Genomic DNA, 19559 nt, shown 5'->3' with positions numbered 1-19559 from the left:
ATGACCCACATCCCCAAAGCGGAATACAGCCGTCGCCGCAAGGCCCTGATGGCGCAGATGGAACCCAACAGCATCGCGATCCTGCCCGCCGCCGCGGTGGCCATCCGCAACCGCGACGTCGAGCATGTCTACCGTCAGGACAGCGACTTCCAGTACCTCAGCGGTTTTCCCGAGCCCCAGGCAGTCATCGTCCTGATGCCCGGCCGCGAGCACGGCGAGTACATCCTGTTCTGTCGTGAACGCAACGCCGAACGCGAATTGTGGGATGGCCTGCGCGCAGGGCAGGAAGGCGCGATCCGCGAGTACGGCGCCGACGACGCCTTTCCGATTACTGACATCGACGACATTCTTCCCGGCCTGATCGAAGGCCGCGACCGGGTGTATTCGGCGATGGGCAGCAACCCGGAATTCGATCGGCATTTGATGGACTGGATCAACGTGATCCGCTCCAAGGCGCACCTCGGCGCGCAGCCGCCGAATGAATTCGTTGCCCTGGATCATCTGCTGCACGACATGCGCCTGTATAAATCGGCGGCAGAAGTGAAGGTGATGCGCGAAGCCGCGCGGATTTCGGCGCAGGCGCATATCCGCGCGATGCAGGCCAGTCGTCCGGGGCTGTATGAATACAGCCTCGAAGCCGAACTGGATTACGAATTCCGCAAGGGCGGGGCGAAGATGCCGGCCTACGGTTCGATCGTCGCCGCCGGGCGCAACAGCTGCATCCTGCATTACCAGCAGAATGACGCACTGCTCAAGGACGGCGATCTGGTGTTGATCGACGCCGGTTGCGAGATCGACTGCTACGCCAGCGACATCACCCGCACGTGGCCGGTGAATGGCAAGTTCTCGCCGGAGCAGAAAGCGATCTACGAGTTGGTGCTGGCTTCGCAGGAAGCGGCGTTCGCCGAGATCGCCCCCAACAAGCACTGGAACCAGGCGCACGAAGCCACGGTGCGGGTGATCACTACGGGTCTGGTCAAGCTTGGTTTGTTGCACGGTGAGGTTGAAGAGTTGATCGTCAGCGAAGCCTACAAGGCTTTTTATATGCACCGTGCCGGCCACTGGCTGGGCATGGACGTGCATGACGTCGGCGAGTACAAGGTCGGCGGCGAATGGCGCGTGCTCGAGGTCGGCATGGCGCTGACCGTGGAGCCGGGCATCTACATCGCCGCGGACAATCAGAACGTGGCGAAGAAATGGCGTGGCATTGGCGTGCGCATCGAGGATGACGTGGTCGTGACCCGGTCCGGTTGTGAAATCCTCACCAGCGGCGTGCCAAAAACCGTCGCCGAGATCGAAGCGCTGATGGCACAAGCAAGGACACACGCAGCATGAGTCGAGTCAATCTGGCAATCATCGGTGGCGGCCTGGTCGGCGCCAGTCTGGCGTTGGCGTTGCAGGCCGGGGCCAAGACGCAGGGCTGGAAAATCGTCCTGATCGAACCGTTCGCTCCCGGCGACAGCTGGCAGCCGAGCTACGACGCCCGCTCTTCGGCGCTGTCGTTCGGCTCGCGGCAGATTTATCAGCGCCTGGGCGTGTGGCAGGAAATTTCCCGCCGCGCCGAGCCGATCAAACAGATTCATGTCTCCGACCGTGGCCGTTTCTCCACCGCGCGCTTGTCGGCGATGGAAGAGGGTGTGCCAGCGCTCGGTTACGTGGTGGAAAACGCCTGGCTCGGCCAGTGCCTGTGGCAACACCTCGACAAAGACGTGATCACGTGGCGCTGTCCGGCGGAAGTCATGCGCATGGAACCGTTGGCCGATGGCTATCGCCTGACCCTCAACGATGAAACCACCCTTGAATGCGACCTCGCGGTGCTCGCCGATGGCGGCCGCTCGGGGTTGCGCGAACAGTTGGGCATCAACGTGCGCAAGCGCCCGTACAACCAGAGCGCGCTGATTGCCAACATCACCCCGAGTGAAGCGCACAACGGCATGGCCTTCGAACGCTTTACCGATGAGGGGCCGATGGCCCTCCTGCCGTTGCCGGACAATCGCTGCGCACTGGTGTGGACGCGACTGGGCATGGATGCGCAGCGTCTGACTGAATTGAGCGAGCGTGATTTTCTCAGCGAGCTGCAAGGCGTGTTCGGTTACCGCCTCGGCACCCTGAAGCAGGTCGGCGCACGGCATCTTTATCCGCTGTCACTGATCGAAGCTGAAGAACAGGTGCGTTCGCATCTGGCCGTGCTCGGCAACGCCGCACACAGCCTGCACCCGATCGCCGGCCAGGGCTTCAACCTGTCGCTGCGTGACGCCGACGCCTTGGCTGCCGCGCTGCTGGCGAGTGATAAGCCGCTGGGCGACTTCGCCACGTTGCAGGCCTATCGCGAACGGCAGCGCCTCGATCAGGACCTGACGGTGGGCTTCTCCGATCAGGTCACGCGCCTGTTCGGCAGCAGCCAGCCGCTGGTGTCGCTGGGGCGCAATCTCGGCCTGCTCGGCCTCGACCTGCTGCCACCGGCCAAGCGCTGGTTCGCCCGGCAGGCGATGGGCTTGGGAACGCGCCCGGATGCTTGAGGGGCTGGTTGGCACGTTTACTTTCATGAGCGCGTCGCCCACTGGCGCGTTCGGTAAAACTCTTTACGTGCGGCTAATGCCGCAAGCGAGACAGGCTTAAGCATGGAAATGCGCGCAGATCTGCTGATTGTCGGAGCCGGAATGGTCGGCAGCGCCTTGGCGCTGGCGCTACAGGACAGTGGGCTGGAAGTGCTGCTGCTCGACGGCAGCCCGCTGAGCGTGAAACCATTCGATGCCGAAGCGGCGTTCGAACCGCGCGTCAGTGCATTGTCGGCGGCGAGCCAGCGCATCCTCGAACGCCTCGGTGTCTGGGATGGCATCGCCCAGCGGCGCAGCAGCCCGTACACCGACATGCACGTCTGGGACGGCAGCGGCACCGGGCAGATTCATTTCTCGGCAAGCAGTGTGCATGCCGATGTGCTCGGCCACATCGTCGAAAATCGCGAGGTCCAGGATGCGCTGCTCGAGCGTTTGCATGATTGCGACCTCGGCATGTTGGCCAATGCGCGTCTGGAGCAGATGCGTCGCTCCGGCGACGACTGGCTGCTGACCCTGGCCGATGGCCGCACCTTGCGCGCACCGCTGGTGATCGCGGCGGACGGCGCCAATTCAGCGGTGCGCCGTCTCACTGGGGTGGCGACTCGCGAGTGGGATTATCTGCATCACGCCATCGTCACCAGCGTGCGCTGCAGCCAGCCTCACCGCAAAACCGCCTGGCAGCGCTTTACCGATCACGGGCCATTGGCGTTTTTGCCGCTGGAGCGTGATGGTCAGCAGGACTGGTGCTCGATCGTCTGGTCGACCACACCGGCTGAAGCCGAGCGCCTGATGGCACTCGAGGAGACTGCGTTTTGCGCTGAGCTGGAGCGAGCCTTCGAGGGGCGCCTTGGTGAAGTGATCAGCGCCGACCCGCGTCTGTGCGTGCCCCTGCGTCAGCGTCACGCCAAACGTTATGTCGCTGAAGGCCTGGCGTTGATCGGTGATGCGGCGCACACCATTCACCCGTTGGCGGGGCAGGGCGTGAACCTTGGTTTCCTCGATGCAGCGGTGCTGGCGGAAGTGTTGCTGCAAGCGCTTGAGCGCGGTGAGCGACTGGCAGACGTGAAGGTGCTGAGCCGCTACGAGCGTCGGCGCATGCCACACAATCTGGCGCTGATGGCGGCGATGGAAGGCTTCGAGCGGTTGTTCCAGGCCGACCCACTGCCACTGCGCTGGTTGCGCAATGCCGGGTTGAAACTGGTCGAGCAGATGCCCGAGGCGAAGGCGTTGTTTGTGCGCGAGGCGCTGGGGTTGACCGGGGATCTTCCAGCTCTGGCAAAACCCTGACCGCCTCATTGAGGCTGATGGCCCCTTCGCGAGCAGGCTCGCTCCCACAGTTGAGATGCATTCCAATGTGGGAGCGAGCCTGCTCGCGAAAGCGTCCGTCAACTCGCCGCAGTTTTGAGTCGTGCAACATCTGGTAACGCCTTCACCCAGTGTTCGATTGTGGTGGTAAATGTGAGTCCTTATCATTTGGCCCACCTTTCCCGACCGTGAGACCACTCCCATGTTGGCACCCAAGCGTCTTCTGACCGCACTGGCCTTGACCCTGATCGGCAGCACCACTGCCCAGGCCGCCGATGAGGTGGTGGTTTACTCGTCGCGTATCGATGAGCTGATCAAACCGGTATTCGATGCCTACACCGCCAAGACCGGGGTGAAGATCAAGTTCATCACCGACAAGGAAGCGCCGCTGATGCAGCGCATCAAGGCCGAAGGTGAAAACGCCACCGCCGATCTGCTGCTCACCGTCGATGCCGGCAACCTTTGGCAGGCCGAGCAGATGGGCATCCTCCAGCCATTCACCTCGAAAACCATCGACACCAACATTCCCGCGCAATATCGCTCGTCCACCCACGCCTGGACCGGCCTGAGCCTGCGCGCGCGGACCATCGCCTATTCCACCGTGCGGGTGAAGCCGGGCGAACTGACCACCTATGAAGCGCTGGCCGACAAGAATTGGGAAGGCCGCCTGTGCCTGCGCACGGCGAAGAAGGTCTACAACCAGTCGCTGACTGCGACCATGATCGAAGTTCACGGCGCCGAAAAGACCGAGAAGATCCTCAAGGGCTGGGTCAACAACCTGTCCACTGACGTGTTCTCCGATGACGTTGCGGTGCTGGAAGCGATCAACGCCGGGCAGTGCGATGTCGGCATCGTCAACACCTACTACTACGGTCGCCTGCACAAGCAAAAGCCTGAACTGCCGGTGAAGCTGTTCTGGCCGAATCAGGCCGATCGCGGTGTGCATGTGAACCTGTCGGGCATCGGCCTGACCAAACATGCGCCGCACCCGGAAGCCGCGAAGGCTTTGGTTGAATGGATGACCACACCTGAGGCGCAGAAGATTTTTGCTGACGTAAACCAGGAATTCCCGGCCAACCCGGCGGTGGCGCCTTCGGAAGAAGTGGCGGCTTGGGGCAAGTTTGTTGCCGATACCTTGCCGGTAGAAGTGGCGGGCAAACGTCAGGCTGAGGCGATCCGGATGATGGATCGGGCGGGGTGGAACTGAGGCGTTTCGTGTAACTGTTGATCGTTCCCACGCTCCGCGTGGGAATGCAGCCCTCGACGCTCTGCGTCGAGCCGCTGGAAGCGTGACGCGGAGCGTCACAGGATGTGTGCCCACGCAGAGCGTGGGCACAATCATTTGAACGAGATTGTTTCCTTGGCCCACCCCGCCCAACGCCGCTGGTACCCCATCGTCTTCGCCATCGCCGCGCTGGTGTTGTTGCCGCTGAGCGTGCTGCTGCTGTCGTGGCAAACCATCGATCAGCAGATCTGGTCGCACCTGTGGCAAACCCAGATGCCGCGTCTGCTCGGCAATACCCTGACGCTGATCCTCGGCGTCGGTGTCGGCGTGACCCTGCTGGGTGTCAGCCTCGCGTGGCTGACCAGTCTCTGCGAATTCCCCGGTCGGCGCTGGCTCGACTGGGCGCTGATGCTGCCCTTCGCCATTCCAGCGTATGTACTGGCGTTCGTTTTCGTCGGCCTGCTCGATTTCGCCGGCCCCGTGCAAACCCTGCTGCGCGAATGGTTCGGCAGCGGTCTGCGCCTGCCGCGAGTGCGTTCCACCGGCGGGGTGATCGTGGTGTTGGTACTGGTGTTTTATCCCTACGTTTATCTGCTGGCGCGCACCGCGTTTCTGGCTCAGGGCAAAGGTTTGATGGAAGCGGCGCGGGTGCTCGGCCAGTCGCCGTGGCAGGCGTTCTGGCGGGTTGCGCTGCCGATGGCGCGTCCGGCGATCGGCGCGGGCGTGGCGCTGGCGCTGATGGAAACCCTGGCCGATTTTGGCGCGGTGTCGGTGTTCAACTTCGACACCTTCACCACGGCAATCTACAAGACCTGGTACGGCTTCTTCAGCCTGCCCAGCGCCGCACAACTGGCCAGTCTGTTGCTGCTGGTGGTGATGCTGGTGCTGTACGGCGAGCGCCGTGCACGCGGGGCGAATCGTGCCGCCAACGAGCGGCCACGGGTGAAGGCGCTGTATCACCTGCGCGGGCTCAAGGCGTTCGCGGCGACAGGCTGGTGTGCATTGGTATTCGCCTGCGCCTTCGTCATCCCGGTGCTGCAACTGATCGTCTGGTTCTGGCAGCGCGGACGCTTCGATCTGGATGAGCGCTACGGCGGGCTGATCCTGCACACGCTGTATCTGGGCGCGATGGCCGCGCTGATCACCGTCAGCGTTGCGCTGTTGCTGGCGTTTGCCCGGCGTCTGGCGCCGACCCCAGCCATCAACTCCGGCGTCGGTCTGGCCAATCTCGGCTACGCCTTGCCCGGTTCGGTGCTGGCGGTGTCGATCATGCTCGCCTTCAGTTATCTGGATCGTGAACTGGTGATTCCGCTCTCCGCCTGGCTCGGTGGTGCCGGCAAACCATTGCTGCTCGGCAGCCTTGCGGCGTTGCTGATGGCGTATCTGGTGCGCTTCATTGCCGTGGCGTATGGGCCGCTGGAAAGCAGTCTGGCGCGTATACGGCCATCTTTGCCTGAAGCGGCACGTAGCCTGGGTGTCAGTGGGCCGCGACTGTTTTTCAAAGTGTATCTGCCGCTCTTGCTGCCCGGCACCTTGAGCGCCGCGTTGCTGGTGTTCGTCGATGTGCTCAAGGAAATGCCCGCGACCCTGCTGATGCGCCCGTTTGGCTGGGACACGCTGGCGGTGCGCATCTTTGAAATGACCAGTGAAGGTGAATGGGCGAGGGCCTCATTGCCGGCATTGACCCTGGTGCTGGTTGGTCTATTGCCAGTGATCGGATTGATTCGACGTTCGGCGCACCGAAACACTTAGTCGTCAGTCCTACACCATGCGGCTACAATGCGCGGCATTCGGTGCGGTTCGTCTGACAGACCCGTGCGCTGGAATCGGCTGCAAGCCTTATTCATCAAGGCTTTCCGCCGTATAGCGGCGGTCCGCACCCTCGCCACGCCCGGAAGGAGAAACCCATGGGACAGCGTACGCCTCTGTATGACCTGCACCTCGCGCTCGGCGCGAAGATGGTCGATTTTGGCGGTTGGGACATGCCACTGCATTACGGCTCGCAGGTCGAGGAGCACCACGAAGTGCGCCGCGATTGCGGGGTGTTCGATGTTTCCCATATGACCGTGATCGATGTCACCGGCGCCCAGGCCAAGGCCTGGCTCCAGCATTTGCTGGCCAACGACGTCGAACGTCTGCACCGCCCCGGCCGGGCGTTGTACAGCACCATGCTCAATGAGCGCGGCGGCATCGTCGACGACATGATCGTCTATCGCCTCGACGACGCGTACCGGCTGGTGTTCAACGCCTCGACCCGCGATCAGGATCTGGCCTGGATGAACGCCCAGCTCGGCGCTTACGAGGTGCAACTGCACGAGCGCGCCGAACTGGCGATGCTCGCCATCCAAGGCCCGCAGGCCCGGCACAAGATTGCCGAACTGGTCACCCAGTCGCGCGCCACGCTGATCCAGCAACTCAAACCTTTCGAAGGCGCCATCGACGGCGACTGGTTCATCGCGCGTACCGGTTACACCGGCGAGGATGGCCTGGAAATCTGCCTGCCCGCGAATCAGGCGCCGGGTTTCTTCAACGATCTGGTCGGTGCGGGTATTTCGCCGATCGGTCTCGGTGCTCGCGACACCTTGCGTGTCGAGGCCGGAATGAACCTGTACGGTCAGGACATTCATCAGGACGTTTCACCGCTGGCCTCGAACATGGCCTGGAGCATCGCCTGGGAGCCGGCCTCGCGGCAGTTCATCGGCCGTGCGGCGCTGGAGGCGGAAAAAACCGCCGGCGTGGCGCACAAACTGGTCGGTCTGGTGCTGGAAGAGCGCGGCGTTTTGCGCGCTCACCAAGTGGTTCGCATCGCCGATGTTGGCGAAGGGGAGATCACCAGTGGTAGTTTCTCTCCTACGCTGAGCAAATCGATTGCCCTGGCGCGTGTACCGATGGCAACCGCCGACCGCGCCGAAGTGGAAATCCGTGGCAAGTGGTATCCGGTGCGAGTGGTCAAACCGACCTTCGTGCGTCATGGCAAAACCTTGATCTAACCTTTTCTGGCGGGCATGACCGCTGACCAATTTCCGAGGAACCGAAGATGAGCGATATCCCTGCCGAACTGCGTTTTGCCGAAAGTCATGAATGGGCGCGTCTGGAAGCCGACGGCACCGTCACCGTGGGCATCAGCGATCATGCGCAGGAAGCGCTGGGCGACGTGGTGTTCGTCGAGCTGACCGAAGTCGGCAAGGTGTTCGCCGCCGGTGACCAATCCGGCGTGGTCGAGTCGGTGAAAGCCGCCTCCGACATCTACGCCCCGGTCAGCGGTGAGGTCATCGCGATCAACGAAGACCTGAGCGGCTCGCCCGAACTGCTGAACTCCGACCCGTACGGCGCGTGGATCTTCAAGCTCAAGCCAAGCGACAAGGCCGAGCTGGACAAGCTGCTGGATGCTGCGGCTTACAAGGCTGCCATCGGCGAGTAACTTGCCGGCGCGACCCAAAGCCCCGATTCGTCGGGGTTTTTTATGGGCGACGAATATCCCTTTGTGGGAGCGAGCCTGCTCGCGAAAGCGCCATATCAGTCAATGCCAATGTGACTGAAACACCGCTTTCGCGAGCAGGCTCGCTCCCACAGGGGCGGCGTGATCTTGAAAATTCGCCTGCTATGCTGGTTTGACCGTGTCATTGACGCCAAGCGCCAGCCAGGAGAGCCCGTCATGTCCCAGTCGCCGTCCCTGAGCCAGTTACGCGATCCCGAAGCCTTTCTGCGCCGTCACCTCGGCCCGGATGCCGCCGAGCAGCAGGCGATGCTCGACAGCCTCGGCCTGGGCAGTCGCGCCGAGCTGATCGAGCAGACCGTGCCGCCGGGGATTCGCTTCAATCGCGCACTGGATCTGCCGCCGGCTCTCGACGAACAGGCTGCACTGGCGAAGCTGCGCGGTTATGCCGAGCAGAATCAGCTGTTCACCAGCCTGATCGGCATGGGCTATCACGGCACCGTCACGCCGACCGTCATCTTGCGCAACGTGCTGGAAAATCCCGGCTGGTACACCGCGTATACCCCATACCAACCAGAAATCGCCCAAGGCCGGCTCGAAGCGCTGCTCAATTTTCAGCAACTGACCATCGACCTTACCGGCCTGGAACTGGCCAACGCCTCGCTGCTCGATGAGGCTACCGCAGCGGCCGAAGCCATGGCTTTGGCCAAGCGCGTGGCGAAGTCGAAGAGCAATCTGTTCTTTGTTGACGAGAACTGCCATCCGCAAACCCTCTCCGTGGTACAGACCCGCGCCGAAGGTTTCGGCTTCGAGCTGATCGTCGACGCCGTGGATAACCTGGCGCAGCACGAGGTGTTCGGCGCGCTGCTGCAATACCCCGACACCCACGGCGAAATCCGCGATCTCAAACCCTTGATCAACCACCTGCACGCACAACAGGCCCTGGCCTGCGTCGCCACCGATTTGCTCAGCCTGCTGGTGCTGACACCGCCGGGCGAGTTGGGTGCCGATGTGGTGTTCGGTTCGTCCCAGCGTTTCGGTGTGCCGATGGGTTATGGCGGCCCGCACGCGGCGTTCTTCGCCAGCCGCGAGGAATACAAACGCGCGATTCCGGGGCGGATCATCGGTGTGTCGAAAGATGCTCGCGGCAACGTCGCGCTGCGCATGGCTCTGCAAACCCGCGAGCAACACATCCGCCGCGAGAAAGCCAATTCGAACATCTGCACCGCGCAGGTGCTGCTGGCCAATATCGCCAGTTGTTATGCGGTGTATCACGGCCCCGAGGGTTTGAAGCGTATCGCCCAGCGCGTGCATCGCCTGACCTGCATCCTCGCGGCGGGACTCGAGCGCAACGGCATCAAACGGCTCAACAGGCAGTTCTTCGACACGCTGACCCTGGAGGTCGGCGGTGCGCAAACGGCGATCATCGAAAGTGCTCAGGCAGCGCAGATCAACCTGCGCATTCTTGGGCGCGGCCGCGTCGGTCTAAGTCTGAACGAGACCTGTGATGAACACACCGTGGCGAAGCTGTTCGATGTGCTGCTCGGCGCCGATCACGGCCTGAGCGTTGATGCGCTTGATGCGCTTGATGCGCTTGATGCGCAGGACATCGCCTCGGGAATTCCCGACGAACTCCAGCGCAGTACGCCGTACCTGCAACATCCGGTGTTCAACGCTCACCACAGCGAAACCGAGATGCTGCGTTACCTCAAACAGCTGGAAAACAAGGATCTGGCGCTCAACCAATCGATGATCCCGCTGGGCTCGTGCACGATGAAACTCAACGCCACCAGCGAGATGATCCCGATCACCTGGCCGCAGTTCGCCCATCTGCATCCGTTTGTGCCGAGGGAGCAGGCTGTCGGTTACACGCTGATGATCGAAGAGCTTGAGCGTTGGCTCTACGCGATTACCGGTTTCGATGCGATCTGCATGCAGCCCAACTCCGGCGCCCAGGGCGAATACGCCGGGCTCCTGGCGATCCGTAAATATCACGAGAGCCGAGGAGAGGGCGCGCGGGATATCTGCCTGATTCCGTCGTCGGCCCACGGCACCAATCCAGCGTCGGCGCAGATGGCCGGGATGCGTGTGGTGATTGTCGAATGCGATGAGGCGGGCAACGTCGATCTGGATGATTTGCAGCTGAAAGCCGCGGAGGCCGGGAATAAGTTGTCGTGCCTGATGGCGACCTATCCGTCGACCCACGGGGTTTACGAGGAAGGCATCAGTGAAATCTGCGCAGTGATCCACCAGCACGGCGGCCAGGTGTATATGGATGGCGCCAATCTCAATGCCCAGGTCGGCCTGGCCAGACCAGCGGACATTGGCGCCGACGTGTCGCACATGAACCTGCACAAGACCTTCTGCATTCCCCATGGCGGCGGCGGGCCGGGCATGGGCCCGATCGGGGTTCGCGCGCATCTGGCGCCGTTCGTCGCCAATCATCCGGTGGTGCCGATTGACGGGCCGCTGGCACAGAACGGCGCAGTCAGCGCAGCGCCGTGGGGCAGTGCGAGCATTTTGCCGATCAGTTGGATGTACATCGCCATGATGGGCCCGCAACTGGCGGACGCCAGCGAGGTGGCGATTCTGGCGGCGAATTATCTGGCGCAGCATTTATCCGGCGCGTTCCCGGTGCTCTACACCGGGCGCAACGGCCGCGTGGCGCATGAATGCATTCTTGATCTGCGCCCATTGAAGGCGCAGACCGGCATCAGCGAGGAAGACGTCGCCAAGCGGCTGATGGATTACGGTTTCCACGCGCCGACCATGTCCTTCCCGGTGCCAGGGACGTTGATGGTCGAGCCGACCGAGAGCGAGTCCAAGGCGGAGCTCGACCGCTTCATCGCGGCGATGCTGAGCATTCGTGCCGAGATCAATGAAGTGCAGAAGGGCAACTGGCCGGGCGAAAACAACCCGCTCAAACGCGCGCCGCATACCTTGGCCGATGTCACTGGAGTCTGGGAGCGACCCTACAGTGTCGAACAGGCCATCACCCCGGATGCGCACACACGCTTGCACAAATATTGGCCGGCGGTGAATCGGGTGGATAACGTCTACGGCGATCGCAATCTGTATTGCGCATGTGTGCCGGTGGATGATTACCGCTGATCTCTAAATCCACCACCGTCCCTGTGGGAGCGAGCCTGCTCGCGAAAGCAATCGTCCAGCCGGCATTTGCGGTGACTGGCTCACCGCTTTCGCGAGCAGGCGCGCTCCCACAAGGCAGGGTGGTGAGGCGGTAATCCGGGCAAAAAAATGCCGCTCGTTTGAGCGGCATTTTTGTTACTCGGAAGCCACGGCGTTCTTCGCCAGGATCGCGTTCGCCAGTTCCATGTCCGAAGCCTGCAGGCCAGGGTTGTCGGCGCGGACTTTCTGCATCGCTGCTTCCAGGTACGGGCCACGGATGCCGCCGTCGCTGGCGACGAAGCTGCCGGCGTCGTCCTGGGCGGCGACGATCAGCTTGTGATCCTTGAAGGTCAGGTAGGTCGAACCGGTGGTGGCGCCGGAGGAGATGACGTTACGCCAAAAGCTGTCCGCCATGGCCGAACCAACGGGAAGCGACAGCAGGGCCAAGGTGGCGACAGCGAGTTTGAGACGCATGATGAGGTGACTCCTGGGATTGACTACGGCGTTGGATAGCCGATCCCCGATCCAGTTCCGTGCTGAATTATTTCAACTCACTTTGCGGTGTCACCCGCAACACTTCCTCCACCGTGGTCAGCCCTGCCGCAACTTTCTGCGCACCGGACAGGCGCAGGCTGCGCATGCCTTCCTTGAAGGCCTGGCGGCGGATCGCGGTGAGGTCGGTATCCGGGGTGATCAGCGCTTTGAGGCTGTCGCTCAGCTGCATGATTTCGTACACGCCGGCGCGGCCGCGATAGCCGGTGTCGCGGCATTCCAGGCAACCGATCGCCCGTTGCGCATTGCTCGGCAGCGGCGCCTGCCAGGGCCGGGTCAGGGTTTGCCAGTCTTCATCTTCGAGCGTCAGCGGCGCCTTGCAGTGCGGGCACAAGGTGCGCACCAGACGCTGGGCCATGACCCCGAGCACGGTGGCTTTGATCAGGTAATGCGGCACGCCCAGTTCGAGCAAACGGCTGATGGCGCTTGGCGCGTCGTTGGTGTGCAGGGTGGACAGGACCAAGTGCCCGGTGAGCGCGGCCTGAATTGCCATTTCCGCAGTTTCCAGATCGCGGATCTCGCCGATCATGATGATATCCGGGTCCTGCCGCATCAGCGCGCGCACCCCGGCGGCGAAGGTCAGTTCGATGTTGTGCTGCACCTGCATCTGGTTGAAGGCCGGCTCGACCATTTCGATCGGGTCTTCGATGGTGCAGAGGTTGACCTCCGGCGTCGCCAGTTTTTTCAGCGTGGTGTACAGGGTCGTGGTCTTGCCCGAACCGGTCGGCCCGGTGACCAGAATGATGCCGTTGGGTTGGCGGGTCATGTCCTGCCAGCGGCGCAGGTCATCGGCGCTGAAACCCAACTGGTCAAAATTCTTCAGCAGCACTTCGGGGTCGAAAATCCGCATGACCATTTTTTCGCCGAACGCCGTCGGCAAGGTCGACAGCCGCAGCTCCACTTCGCCGCCGTCCGGGGTCTTGGTCTTGACCCGGCCATCCTGGGGTTTGCGCTTTTCCGCGACGTTCATTCGACCAAGACTTTTCAGGCGGCTGACGATCGCCATGGTCACCTGCGGCGGGAATTGATAGACGTTGTGCAGCACGCCGTCGATGCGAAAGCGCACGGTGCCGTGCTCGCGGCGCGGTTCGATATGGATATCGCTGGCGCGCTGCTGGAAGGCGTACTGGAACAGCCAGTCGACGATGTTGACGATGTGCGCGTCGTTGGCGTCCGGCTCCTGGTCGCTGGCGCCGAGGTTGAGCAGTTGTTCGAAATTGCCGAGGTTGCCGCCCTGAGCGTCGGCATTGCTGGCGCCGCTGACCGATTTGGCCAGCCGGAAAAACTCGACGCTGAAGCGCTGGATATCCACCGGGTTGGCCACGACCCGTTTGATCGGCAGCTTCAATACGTGGGTCAGGTCGGCTTCCCAACCGCTGACGTAGGGCTGAGCGCTGGCCACGGTGACCGAGTCGCGGTCCACTGCGACGGCGAGAATTTTGTGCCGTTGCGCGAAGGCATAGGACATCAGCGGCGTGATCGCCGCGACATTGATTTTCAGCGGATCAATGCGCAAATACGGCTGACCGGCCTGTTGCGCCAGCCACAGGGTCAGGCTTTCCAGATCCAGATGTTTGCCCGGACGGCTGAGGTCGTCGAGTTGCTGGCTGGCGATGAATTCCAGCGGATGCATCTGCCCGTGAGCAGCATGGCGACGGCGGGCATTGAGCGCCTGTTCCGCCGCGTCCTGGCAGATGAAGCCTTGGGCGACCAGTTCTCGCAACACATCGTTGAGGTCGAGCCAGCGGTCCTGAGTGACAAATTGAACGGACATGCGGCTTTCCTTTTTAAGCGTCATGCGCAAAAGGATAGTCGTGGCCCCGCTGACCGTTGGGCCACTACCCGACGAAGCCGTTGCCGGATTTGTCAGCCGGCAGCCTGGGCGGGCGCCTGCCACCCCGCGTCGGCGTTGTGCAGGTCCACCACGCAAACGCTGATCAGGTTGCGCAGTTTCTCGGCGATCACTTGCGCACGATGCCAACTCAGGCCGCTTATGAGCAGATCGATCGACAGCAGATCGTCCTGGCGCTGGACGTTGACCTGCTCCGGGGTCAGAAACTGCAAAGCGAACAGATTCAGCACCCGCACCAGCAGATCCGGCTCCGCCTCGGCGAGGATCCGGTACTGCGCCAGGCAGTGGGCGTTATTGACGTTCCAGACATCGGCGCGGGTGGCGGGGCTGTTTACGGCTTCAAGGTGCGGCATGGTGAATCTCCAGATCAGTGGAGAAATTTTTACATTCGGTGCGGGGTATTTCTTGGCTATGATCGGCGTCTGAACGGATTTATCGAAAGAGTTGATTCGTGGAAGCTGATATTTGAGGATTTTTTATGCACAGCGAGCTGGACGCCTACGACCGCAAGATCCTCGCCTTGCTGCAGGAAGACGCTTCGCTGTCGAGCGCGCAGATCGCCGAGCAGGTGGGCCTGTCGCAATCGCCGTGCTGGCGGCGGATTCAGCGGATGAAGGAGGAGGGCATCATTCGCGGTCAGGTGACCTTGCTGGATCGCAAGAAGATCGGCCTGAACACGCAGATTTTTGCCGAGATCAAACTCAACGCCCACGGCCGCTCGAACTTCACCGAATTCACCGAGGCGATTCGCGGCTTTCCGGAAGTGCTGGAGTGTTATGTGCTGATGGGCGCGGTGGATTTCATGTTGCGCATAGTCGCGGCGGACATCGAGGCGTACGAGCGGTTCTTCTTCGAGAAGCTGTCGCTGGTGCCGGGGATACAGGAAGTGAATTCGATCGTGGCGCTGTCGGAGATCAAGTCCACCACCAGCCTGCCGGTCTAGTGCGGATGGCCTTTGTGGCGAGGGGATTTATCCCCGCTGGGCTGCGCAGCAGTCCCCGCTTGATCGTTCCCACGCGCAGCAAAGGAATGCAGCCCGGGACGCTCTGCGTCCCAAGCGGACGCAGAGCGTCCATTGAGGCGTTCCCACGCAGAGGGTGGGAACGATCAGGTGGGAAGGTGTTTAGCTGCGCAGCAGGATTTTCCAGGCGCGGTTCTGGTACACCGCAATCGCCTGATGCTTGCGCGCATCGAGCAGTTCGTCGGTGATGGTCGGCTCGTTGGCCAGTTGCGCCAGTTTGTTCAGCTCACCGTACAGGCGATCCATTTCCGGGATGTCCAGCACGTTGCGCGCATGGTGCAACCAGACCTGAATGCGCTCGATACGTGGCAGTTGCTCGGCAAGGTCTTCCGGCTGCTGCTGATAGCGTTGCAGCTGCAGAGCAGTGGCTTCTTCGCCCAGCAGACGCGGCAACCAGCTGTGCAGTTGCGCGTCACCCTGACGGTTGCCACGGGTGTTGCGGTCGGCAGTCCAGGTGCGGGCCAACAGCCAGCGTGAAGCGTTCAGCGAGAACTGGCCCCAGCGCGGGTCTTCCAGTTCTTCGAGGAACTGCTCCGGCGCGGCTTTGCGCACGTCTTCGTCTTCGATGCCGACCTGCACCAGTGGGCGCCAGTCTTCCAGCAAGGCATCGAGGGCCACGCGCAAATCGTGGGTCGACTGACGCGGCGCCGCCTGGCCGAGGCTGCTGAGCAGGGCGCGCATTTCCGCGAGGTTCTCGACCCAGTCCTGCAACAGACGCCAGTGGCCGTTGAAGCGATATTGTTCGGCCAGACGCTGGCTGCTGCCGAGCAGATGCCAGCTCAGCGCGGCGAAGGCGTCGTCGAGACGGGTTTCGGTGGTCAGCTGCGGCGCCGGCAGGCTCAGCGAGTAACTGTTGGCGTCGTGCAGACGATAACCGCGCTCAGCCTTGCTGATATCGCACGGCATCAGCGCCAGGGTTTCGGCCAGTTCGGCAGCCAGTTCCAGCAACGCGGCAGGTTCGCCTTCGCGCAGCTCCAGTTCCAGCTCGCAGATTTCTTCCTTCTGCTTGCCGACCACCACGTGACCGAGATCCAGCGCGGCTTCGATGACCACTTTGGTCTTGCCACGGCCCCAGGCGATTTCGGCGCGCTCGCGGACGAAATCAGTGGTGAAGATCGGCTTGAGGGTTTTCTTGTCCAGCTCGGCCAGTGCCTCGGGCCAGCATTCGCCGTCGAGTTTTTTTACGTCGAGCTTGGCTTTCGCCAGTTTCCAGTCGTACTCGTTACGCTCGGACAGGCCGGCGACGCTTTGGCCACGGGTCTTGAGGGTCTGAATCACTTCGTCACCGTCCTTGCGCAGGCGCAGGGCGACCTTGGCTTGGGCGAGGTCGCGCTCGGGGGTGTCGAAGTACTGGTTCATCAACTCACGGCGTTCCCAGCCACTTTTGTTGCGTTTCTTCAGCAGCGGGTGCTCGCGCAGGGCAGCGAGGGTTTCGCGGCTGACGCGGAGTTTGATTTCAGTTTCTTTTTGCATGGCCGGAACATCCAGAATCGGGAGCGCAGCCGGGGGAATGTGTGGCTGCCAAGGCCGTGCAGTGTACAGGAGTCAAACTTCCTGCGCCCTGCGGCGGTTTATTCCGCGCGCCGGATGGTTCTATAGTGGGCCTCAATCCGGGACCTGGAGTCAGTGATGCCATTGCCGTCCATGCAAGACCAGTTCGCCGCGCTGATTGCCGCGCCATCGGTCAGCTGTACCCAACCGAACCTGGACCAGTCCAACCGCGCCGTCATCGATCTGCTGGCGGGCTGGCTCGGTGACCTGGGTTTCAGCTGCGAAATCCAGCAGGTCAGCCCCGGCAAATTCAATCTGCTCGCCAGTTTCGGCAGCGGCCCCGGCGGCCTGGTGCTGGCTGGGCACAGCGACACCGTGCCGTACGACGACGCGTTGTGGCAGACCGACCCGCTGAAGCTCACTGAAGTCGATGGCCGCTGGGTCGGGCTGGGCAGCTGCGACATGAAGGGCTTTTTTGCGCTGATTATCGAAGCCGTGCGGCCGCTGCTCGATCAGCCGTTCAAACAACCGCTGCTGATTCTCGCCACCTGCGACGAAGAAAGCTCGATGTCCGGCGCCCGCGCGCTGGCCGAGGCCGGGCAACCGTTGGGCCGCGCGGCGGTGATCGGTGAGCCGACCGGGCTCAAGCCGATCCGCATGCACAAAGGCATCATGATGGAGCGCATCGACATCCTCGGGCAGAGTGGCCACTCGTCTGATCCGCGTCTGGGCCACAGCGCCCTTGAAGCGATGCACGATGCCATCGGCGAACTGCGCGGCCTGCGCCTGCTGTGGCAGCGCGAATTCAGCAATCCACAGTTCAGCGTGCCGCAACCAACGATGAACTTCGGCTGCATCCATGGTGGCGACAACCCCAATCGTATCTGCGGCCAGTGTTCGCTGGAATTCGACCTGCGGCCGCTGCCGGGCATGGACCCGAACCTGCTGCGCACGGAAATCCTGCGCAAGCTCAACCCGGTGGCCGAGCGGCATAAGGTGAAGATCGACTACAAGCCGCTGTTCCCGGAAGTGCCGCCGTTCGAACAGTCCGAGGATGCCGAACTGGTGCGCATCGCCGAAAAGCTCACCGGCCATCGCGCCGAAGCAGTAGCGTTCGGCACCGAAGCGCCTTATCTTCAGCGCCTCGGCTGCGAAACCATCGTCCTCGGCCCCGGCGACATTGCCTGCGCGCATCAACCCGGCGAGTACCTTGAAATGTCACGTTTGCAGCCTACCGTGCATCTGATTCGGCAGTTGATTGAACATTACTGCCTGACGACAGACGAACGATGATGGCCCTGTGTGGGAGCGAGCCTGCTCGCGAAAGCGTTTTGTCAGTCGCCATTGATGAACCTGATCCAACGTTTTCGCGAGCAGGCTCGCTGCCACAGGGTTAAATGTCTTGCATCAACCCGGTAAATTGCCTGTACCCCAACCCGTATTCATGAGGAGAGCGCGCGTGTCGCCAAGCCTGTTCCGACGATAACCATCAGCCCGCTGTGCGTTTTTCGTTTCGCCCCTTTTTTCGGCTGCTCTTTATTACAGGCCCAGGTTCATGCCCGAATACGTCAATTGGCTTCGCCACGCGTCCCCTTACATCAATGCTCACCGCGATTGCACCTTCGTCGTCATGCTGCCCGGCGACGGCGTCGAGCATCCGAATTTCGGCAACATCGTCCACGACCTGGTCTTGCTGCACAGTCTGGGCGTGCGTCTGGTGCTGGTGCACGGCTCGCGCCCGCAGATCGAAACCCGCCTCGCCGCCCGTGGCCTGACCCCGCATTACCATCACGGCATGCGCATCACCGATGCCGCGACGCTGGAGTGTGTGATCGATGCGGTCGGCCAGTTGCGCATCGCCATCGAAGCACGGCTGTCGATGGACATGGCCTCGTCGCCGATGCAGGGTTCACGCCTGCGGGTGGCCAGCGGCAACCTCGTCACCGCGCGGCCGATCGGCGTGCTCGAAGGTGTCGACTATCACCACACCGGCGAAGTGCGTCGGGTCGACCGCAAGGGCATCAATCGCCTGCTCGATGAACGCTCGATCGTATTGCTGTCGCCGCTGGGCTATTCGCCGACCGGCGAAATCTTCAACCTCGCCTGCGAAGATGTCGCCACCCGCGCCGCGATTGATCTGGGCGCGGACAAGCTGCTGTTGTTCGGCGCCGAGCTCGGCCTGATCGACGAGAACGGCAAACTGGTACGTGAACTGCGCCCGCAACAAGTGCCGGCCCATTTGCAGCGCCTCGGCATGAGCAACTATCAAGCGGAGTTGCTCGATGCCGCCGCCGAAGCCTGCCGTGGCGGCGTGGCGCGCAGCCATATCGTCAGTTACGCCGAAGATGGCGCGCTGCTGACGGAGCTGTTCACCCGCGACGGTGGCGGTACGCTGGTGGCGCAGGAGCAGTTCGAAATGGTGCGCGAAGCGGCGATTGAAGACGTCGGCGGTTTGCTCGACCTGATCAGTCCGCTGGAAGAGCAGGGCATTCTGGTGCGCCGCTCGCGAGAAGTGCTGGAGCGCGAGATCGAGCAGTTCAGCGTGGTCGAGCGCGAAGGCATGATCATCGCCTGTGCGGCGCTGTATCAGATTGCCGACTCCGATGCTGGTGAACTGGCGTGTCTGGCGGTGAATCCCGAGTATCGCCACGGCGGACGCGGCGACGAATTGCTCGAACGCATCGAAACCCGCGCGCGGGCGCAGGGTTTGAAAACCCTGTTCGTACTCACTACGCGCACTGCGCATTGGTTCCGCGAGCGCGGGTTCGAGCCAAGCAGCGTCGAACGTCTGCCAGCGGCGCGGGCGTCGCTTTACAACTATCAGCGTAATTCGAAGATCTTCGAAAAGACCCTCTGAACAACAGCGAGGTCTGTGGCGAGGGGATTCATCCCCGCTGGACTGCGCAGCAGTCCCCTTGCGTTTCCAAGTGAAAACATAGGTGGTCGCTACGCGACCCAGCGGGGATAAAATCCCCTCACCACAGGGTTCT

At 62.3% G+C, this 19559-nt stretch carries 15 protein-coding genes; 11 read left to right on the top strand and 4 right to left on the bottom strand.

Going from position 1 to position 19559, the window contains the following annotated elements; all coding sequences use genetic code 11:
* From pepP to gcvP, 8 genes are all read left to right on the top strand, one after another.
* Positions 1–1335, top strand: a complete 1335-nt coding sequence (gene pepP, locus OC605_RS06810) for a Xaa-Pro aminopeptidase (protein ID WP_262136572.1) — start codon at positions 1–3, stop codon at positions 1333–1335.
* Positions 1332–2519, top strand: coding sequence for a 2-octaprenyl-6-methoxyphenyl hydroxylase (gene ubiH, locus OC605_RS06805; RefSeq protein WP_262136571.1), 1188 nt, complete (start codon positions 1332–1334; stop codon positions 2517–2519). The genes pepP and ubiH overlap by 4 nt, the downstream gene beginning before the upstream one ends.
* 108 nt (positions 2520–2627) lie before the next feature.
* Complete coding sequence (locus OC605_RS06800) at positions 2628–3845, top strand: 2-octaprenyl-3-methyl-6-methoxy-1,4-benzoquinol hydroxylase (protein WP_262136674.1); 1218 nt, start codon at positions 2628–2630, stop codon at positions 3843–3845.
* A gap of 220 nt (positions 3846–4065) precedes the next feature.
* Positions 4066–5070, top strand: coding sequence for an extracellular solute-binding protein (locus OC605_RS06795; protein WP_122612316.1), 1005 nt, complete (start codon positions 4066–4068; stop codon positions 5068–5070).
* A 153-nt stretch (positions 5071–5223) separates the two neighbouring features.
* Positions 5224–6840 carry an ABC transporter permease gene (locus tag OC605_RS06790; RefSeq protein WP_262136570.1) on the top strand — a complete coding sequence of 539 codons (1617 nt, stop codon included), beginning with the start codon at positions 5224–5226 and terminating at the stop codon, positions 6838–6840.
* A gap of 155 nt (positions 6841–6995) precedes the next feature.
* Positions 6996–8078, top strand: coding sequence for a glycine cleavage system aminomethyltransferase GcvT (gene gcvT, locus OC605_RS06785; protein WP_133335778.1), 1083 nt, complete (start codon positions 6996–6998; stop codon positions 8076–8078).
* A 47-nt stretch (positions 8079–8125) separates the two neighbouring features.
* Entirely contained in the window at positions 8126–8509 is a 384-nt protein-coding gene (gene gcvH, locus OC605_RS06780; RefSeq protein ID WP_125916753.1) for a glycine cleavage system protein GcvH, read from the top strand.
* Between the two features lie 234 nt (positions 8510–8743).
* Complete coding sequence (gene gcvP / locus OC605_RS06775; RefSeq protein WP_262136569.1) at positions 8744–11635, top strand: aminomethyl-transferring glycine dehydrogenase; 2892 nt, start codon at positions 8744–8746, stop codon at positions 11633–11635.
* Positions 11636–11809: 174 nt separating this feature from the next.
* Here gcvP and OC605_RS06770 read toward each other — a convergent pair whose 3' ends face one another.
* The 3 genes from OC605_RS06770 to OC605_RS06760 all read right to left on the bottom strand — a co-directional run bounded on the left by OC605_RS06770 (position 11810) and on the right by OC605_RS06760 (position 14410).
* Complete coding sequence (locus OC605_RS06770; RefSeq protein ID WP_172667868.1) at positions 11810–12130, bottom strand: DUF2388 domain-containing protein; 321 nt, start codon at positions 12128–12130, stop codon at positions 11810–11812.
* 64 nt (positions 12131–12194) lie between these two features.
* Positions 12195–13979, bottom strand: coding sequence for a GspE/PulE family protein (locus tag OC605_RS06765; RefSeq protein WP_024014732.1), 1785 nt, complete (start codon positions 13977–13979; stop codon positions 12195–12197).
* Between the two features lie 92 nt (positions 13980–14071).
* A complete protein-coding gene (locus OC605_RS06760; protein ID WP_262136568.1) occupies positions 14072–14410 on the bottom strand; it encodes a hypothetical protein in 339 nt (112 codons plus the stop codon).
* Positions 14411–14535: 125 nt separating this feature from the next.
* On the opposite strand from OC605_RS06760, the gene OC605_RS06755 reads away from it, so the two are divergent.
* Positions 14536–15000, top strand: coding sequence for an Lrp/AsnC family transcriptional regulator (locus tag OC605_RS06755; protein WP_024014730.1), 465 nt, complete (start codon positions 14536–14538; stop codon positions 14998–15000).
* Between the two features lie 180 nt (positions 15001–15180).
* On the opposite strand, the gene OC605_RS06750 is transcribed toward OC605_RS06755, so the two are convergent.
* A complete protein-coding gene (locus OC605_RS06750) occupies positions 15181–16551 on the bottom strand; it encodes an inorganic triphosphatase (protein ID WP_125916749.1) in 1371 nt (456 codons plus the stop codon).
* Positions 16552–16707: 156 nt separating this feature from the next.
* On the opposite strand from OC605_RS06750, the gene argE reads away from it, so the two are divergent.
* Both argE and argA read left to right on the top strand, forming a co-directional pair.
* Positions 16708–17862, top strand: a complete 1155-nt coding sequence (gene argE / locus OC605_RS06745; RefSeq protein WP_262136567.1) for an acetylornithine deacetylase — start codon at positions 16708–16710, stop codon at positions 17860–17862.
* A 262-nt stretch (positions 17863–18124) separates the two neighbouring features.
* A complete protein-coding gene (gene argA, locus OC605_RS06740; protein ID WP_186569743.1) occupies positions 18125–19426 on the top strand; it encodes an amino-acid N-acetyltransferase in 1302 nt (433 codons plus the stop codon).
* Positions 19427–19559 lie beyond the last annotated feature (133 nt).

Origin of the sequence: Pseudomonas sp. Marseille-Q5117, assembly GCF_946901175.1 — a bacterium.
GTDB classification, from domain to species: domain Bacteria; phylum Pseudomonadota; class Gammaproteobacteria; order Pseudomonadales; family Pseudomonadaceae; genus Aquipseudomonas; species Aquipseudomonas iranensis.
The sequence above is the reverse complement of the archived record's forward strand: the minus strand, read 5'-3'. Positions and strand labels throughout refer to the sequence as shown.

Bases quoted from the DNA above. Each gene is read 5' to 3' on its own strand.
- pepP (WP_262136572.1), top strand. From the start codon at position 1: ATGACCCACATCCCCAAAGCGGAATACAGCCGTCGCCGCAAGGCCCTG.
- ubiH (WP_262136571.1), top strand. From the start codon at position 1,332: ATGAGTCGAGTCAATCTGGCAATCATCGGTGGCGGCCTGGTCGGCGCC.
- OC605_RS06800 (WP_262136674.1), top strand. From the start codon at position 2,628: ATGCGCGCAGATCTGCTGATTGTCGGAGCCGGAATGGTCGGCAGCGCC.
- OC605_RS06795 (WP_122612316.1), top strand. From the start codon at position 4,066: ATGTTGGCACCCAAGCGTCTTCTGACCGCACTGGCCTTGACCCTGATC.
- gcvT (WP_133335778.1), top strand. From the start codon at position 6,996: ATGGGACAGCGTACGCCTCTGTATGACCTGCACCTCGCGCTCGGCGCG.
- gcvH (WP_125916753.1), top strand. From the start codon at position 8,126: ATGAGCGATATCCCTGCCGAACTGCGTTTTGCCGAAAGTCATGAATGG.
- gcvP (WP_262136569.1), top strand. From the start codon at position 8,744: ATGTCCCAGTCGCCGTCCCTGAGCCAGTTACGCGATCCCGAAGCCTTT.
- OC605_RS06765 (WP_024014732.1), bottom strand. From the start codon at position 13,979: ATGTCCGTTCAATTTGTCACTCAGGACCGCTGGCTCGACCTCAACGAT.
- OC605_RS06760 (WP_262136568.1), bottom strand. From the start codon at position 14,410: ATGCCGCACCTTGAAGCCGTAAACAGCCCCGCCACCCGCGCCGATGTC.
- OC605_RS06755 (WP_024014730.1), top strand. From the start codon at position 14,536: ATGCACAGCGAGCTGGACGCCTACGACCGCAAGATCCTCGCCTTGCTG.
- OC605_RS06750 (WP_125916749.1), bottom strand. From the start codon at position 16,551: ATGCAAAAAGAAACTGAAATCAAACTCCGCGTCAGCCGCGAAACCCTC.
- argE (WP_262136567.1), top strand. From the start codon at position 16,708: ATGCCATTGCCGTCCATGCAAGACCAGTTCGCCGCGCTGATTGCCGCG.
- argA (WP_186569743.1), top strand. From the start codon at position 18,125: ATGCCCGAATACGTCAATTGGCTTCGCCACGCGTCCCCTTACATCAAT.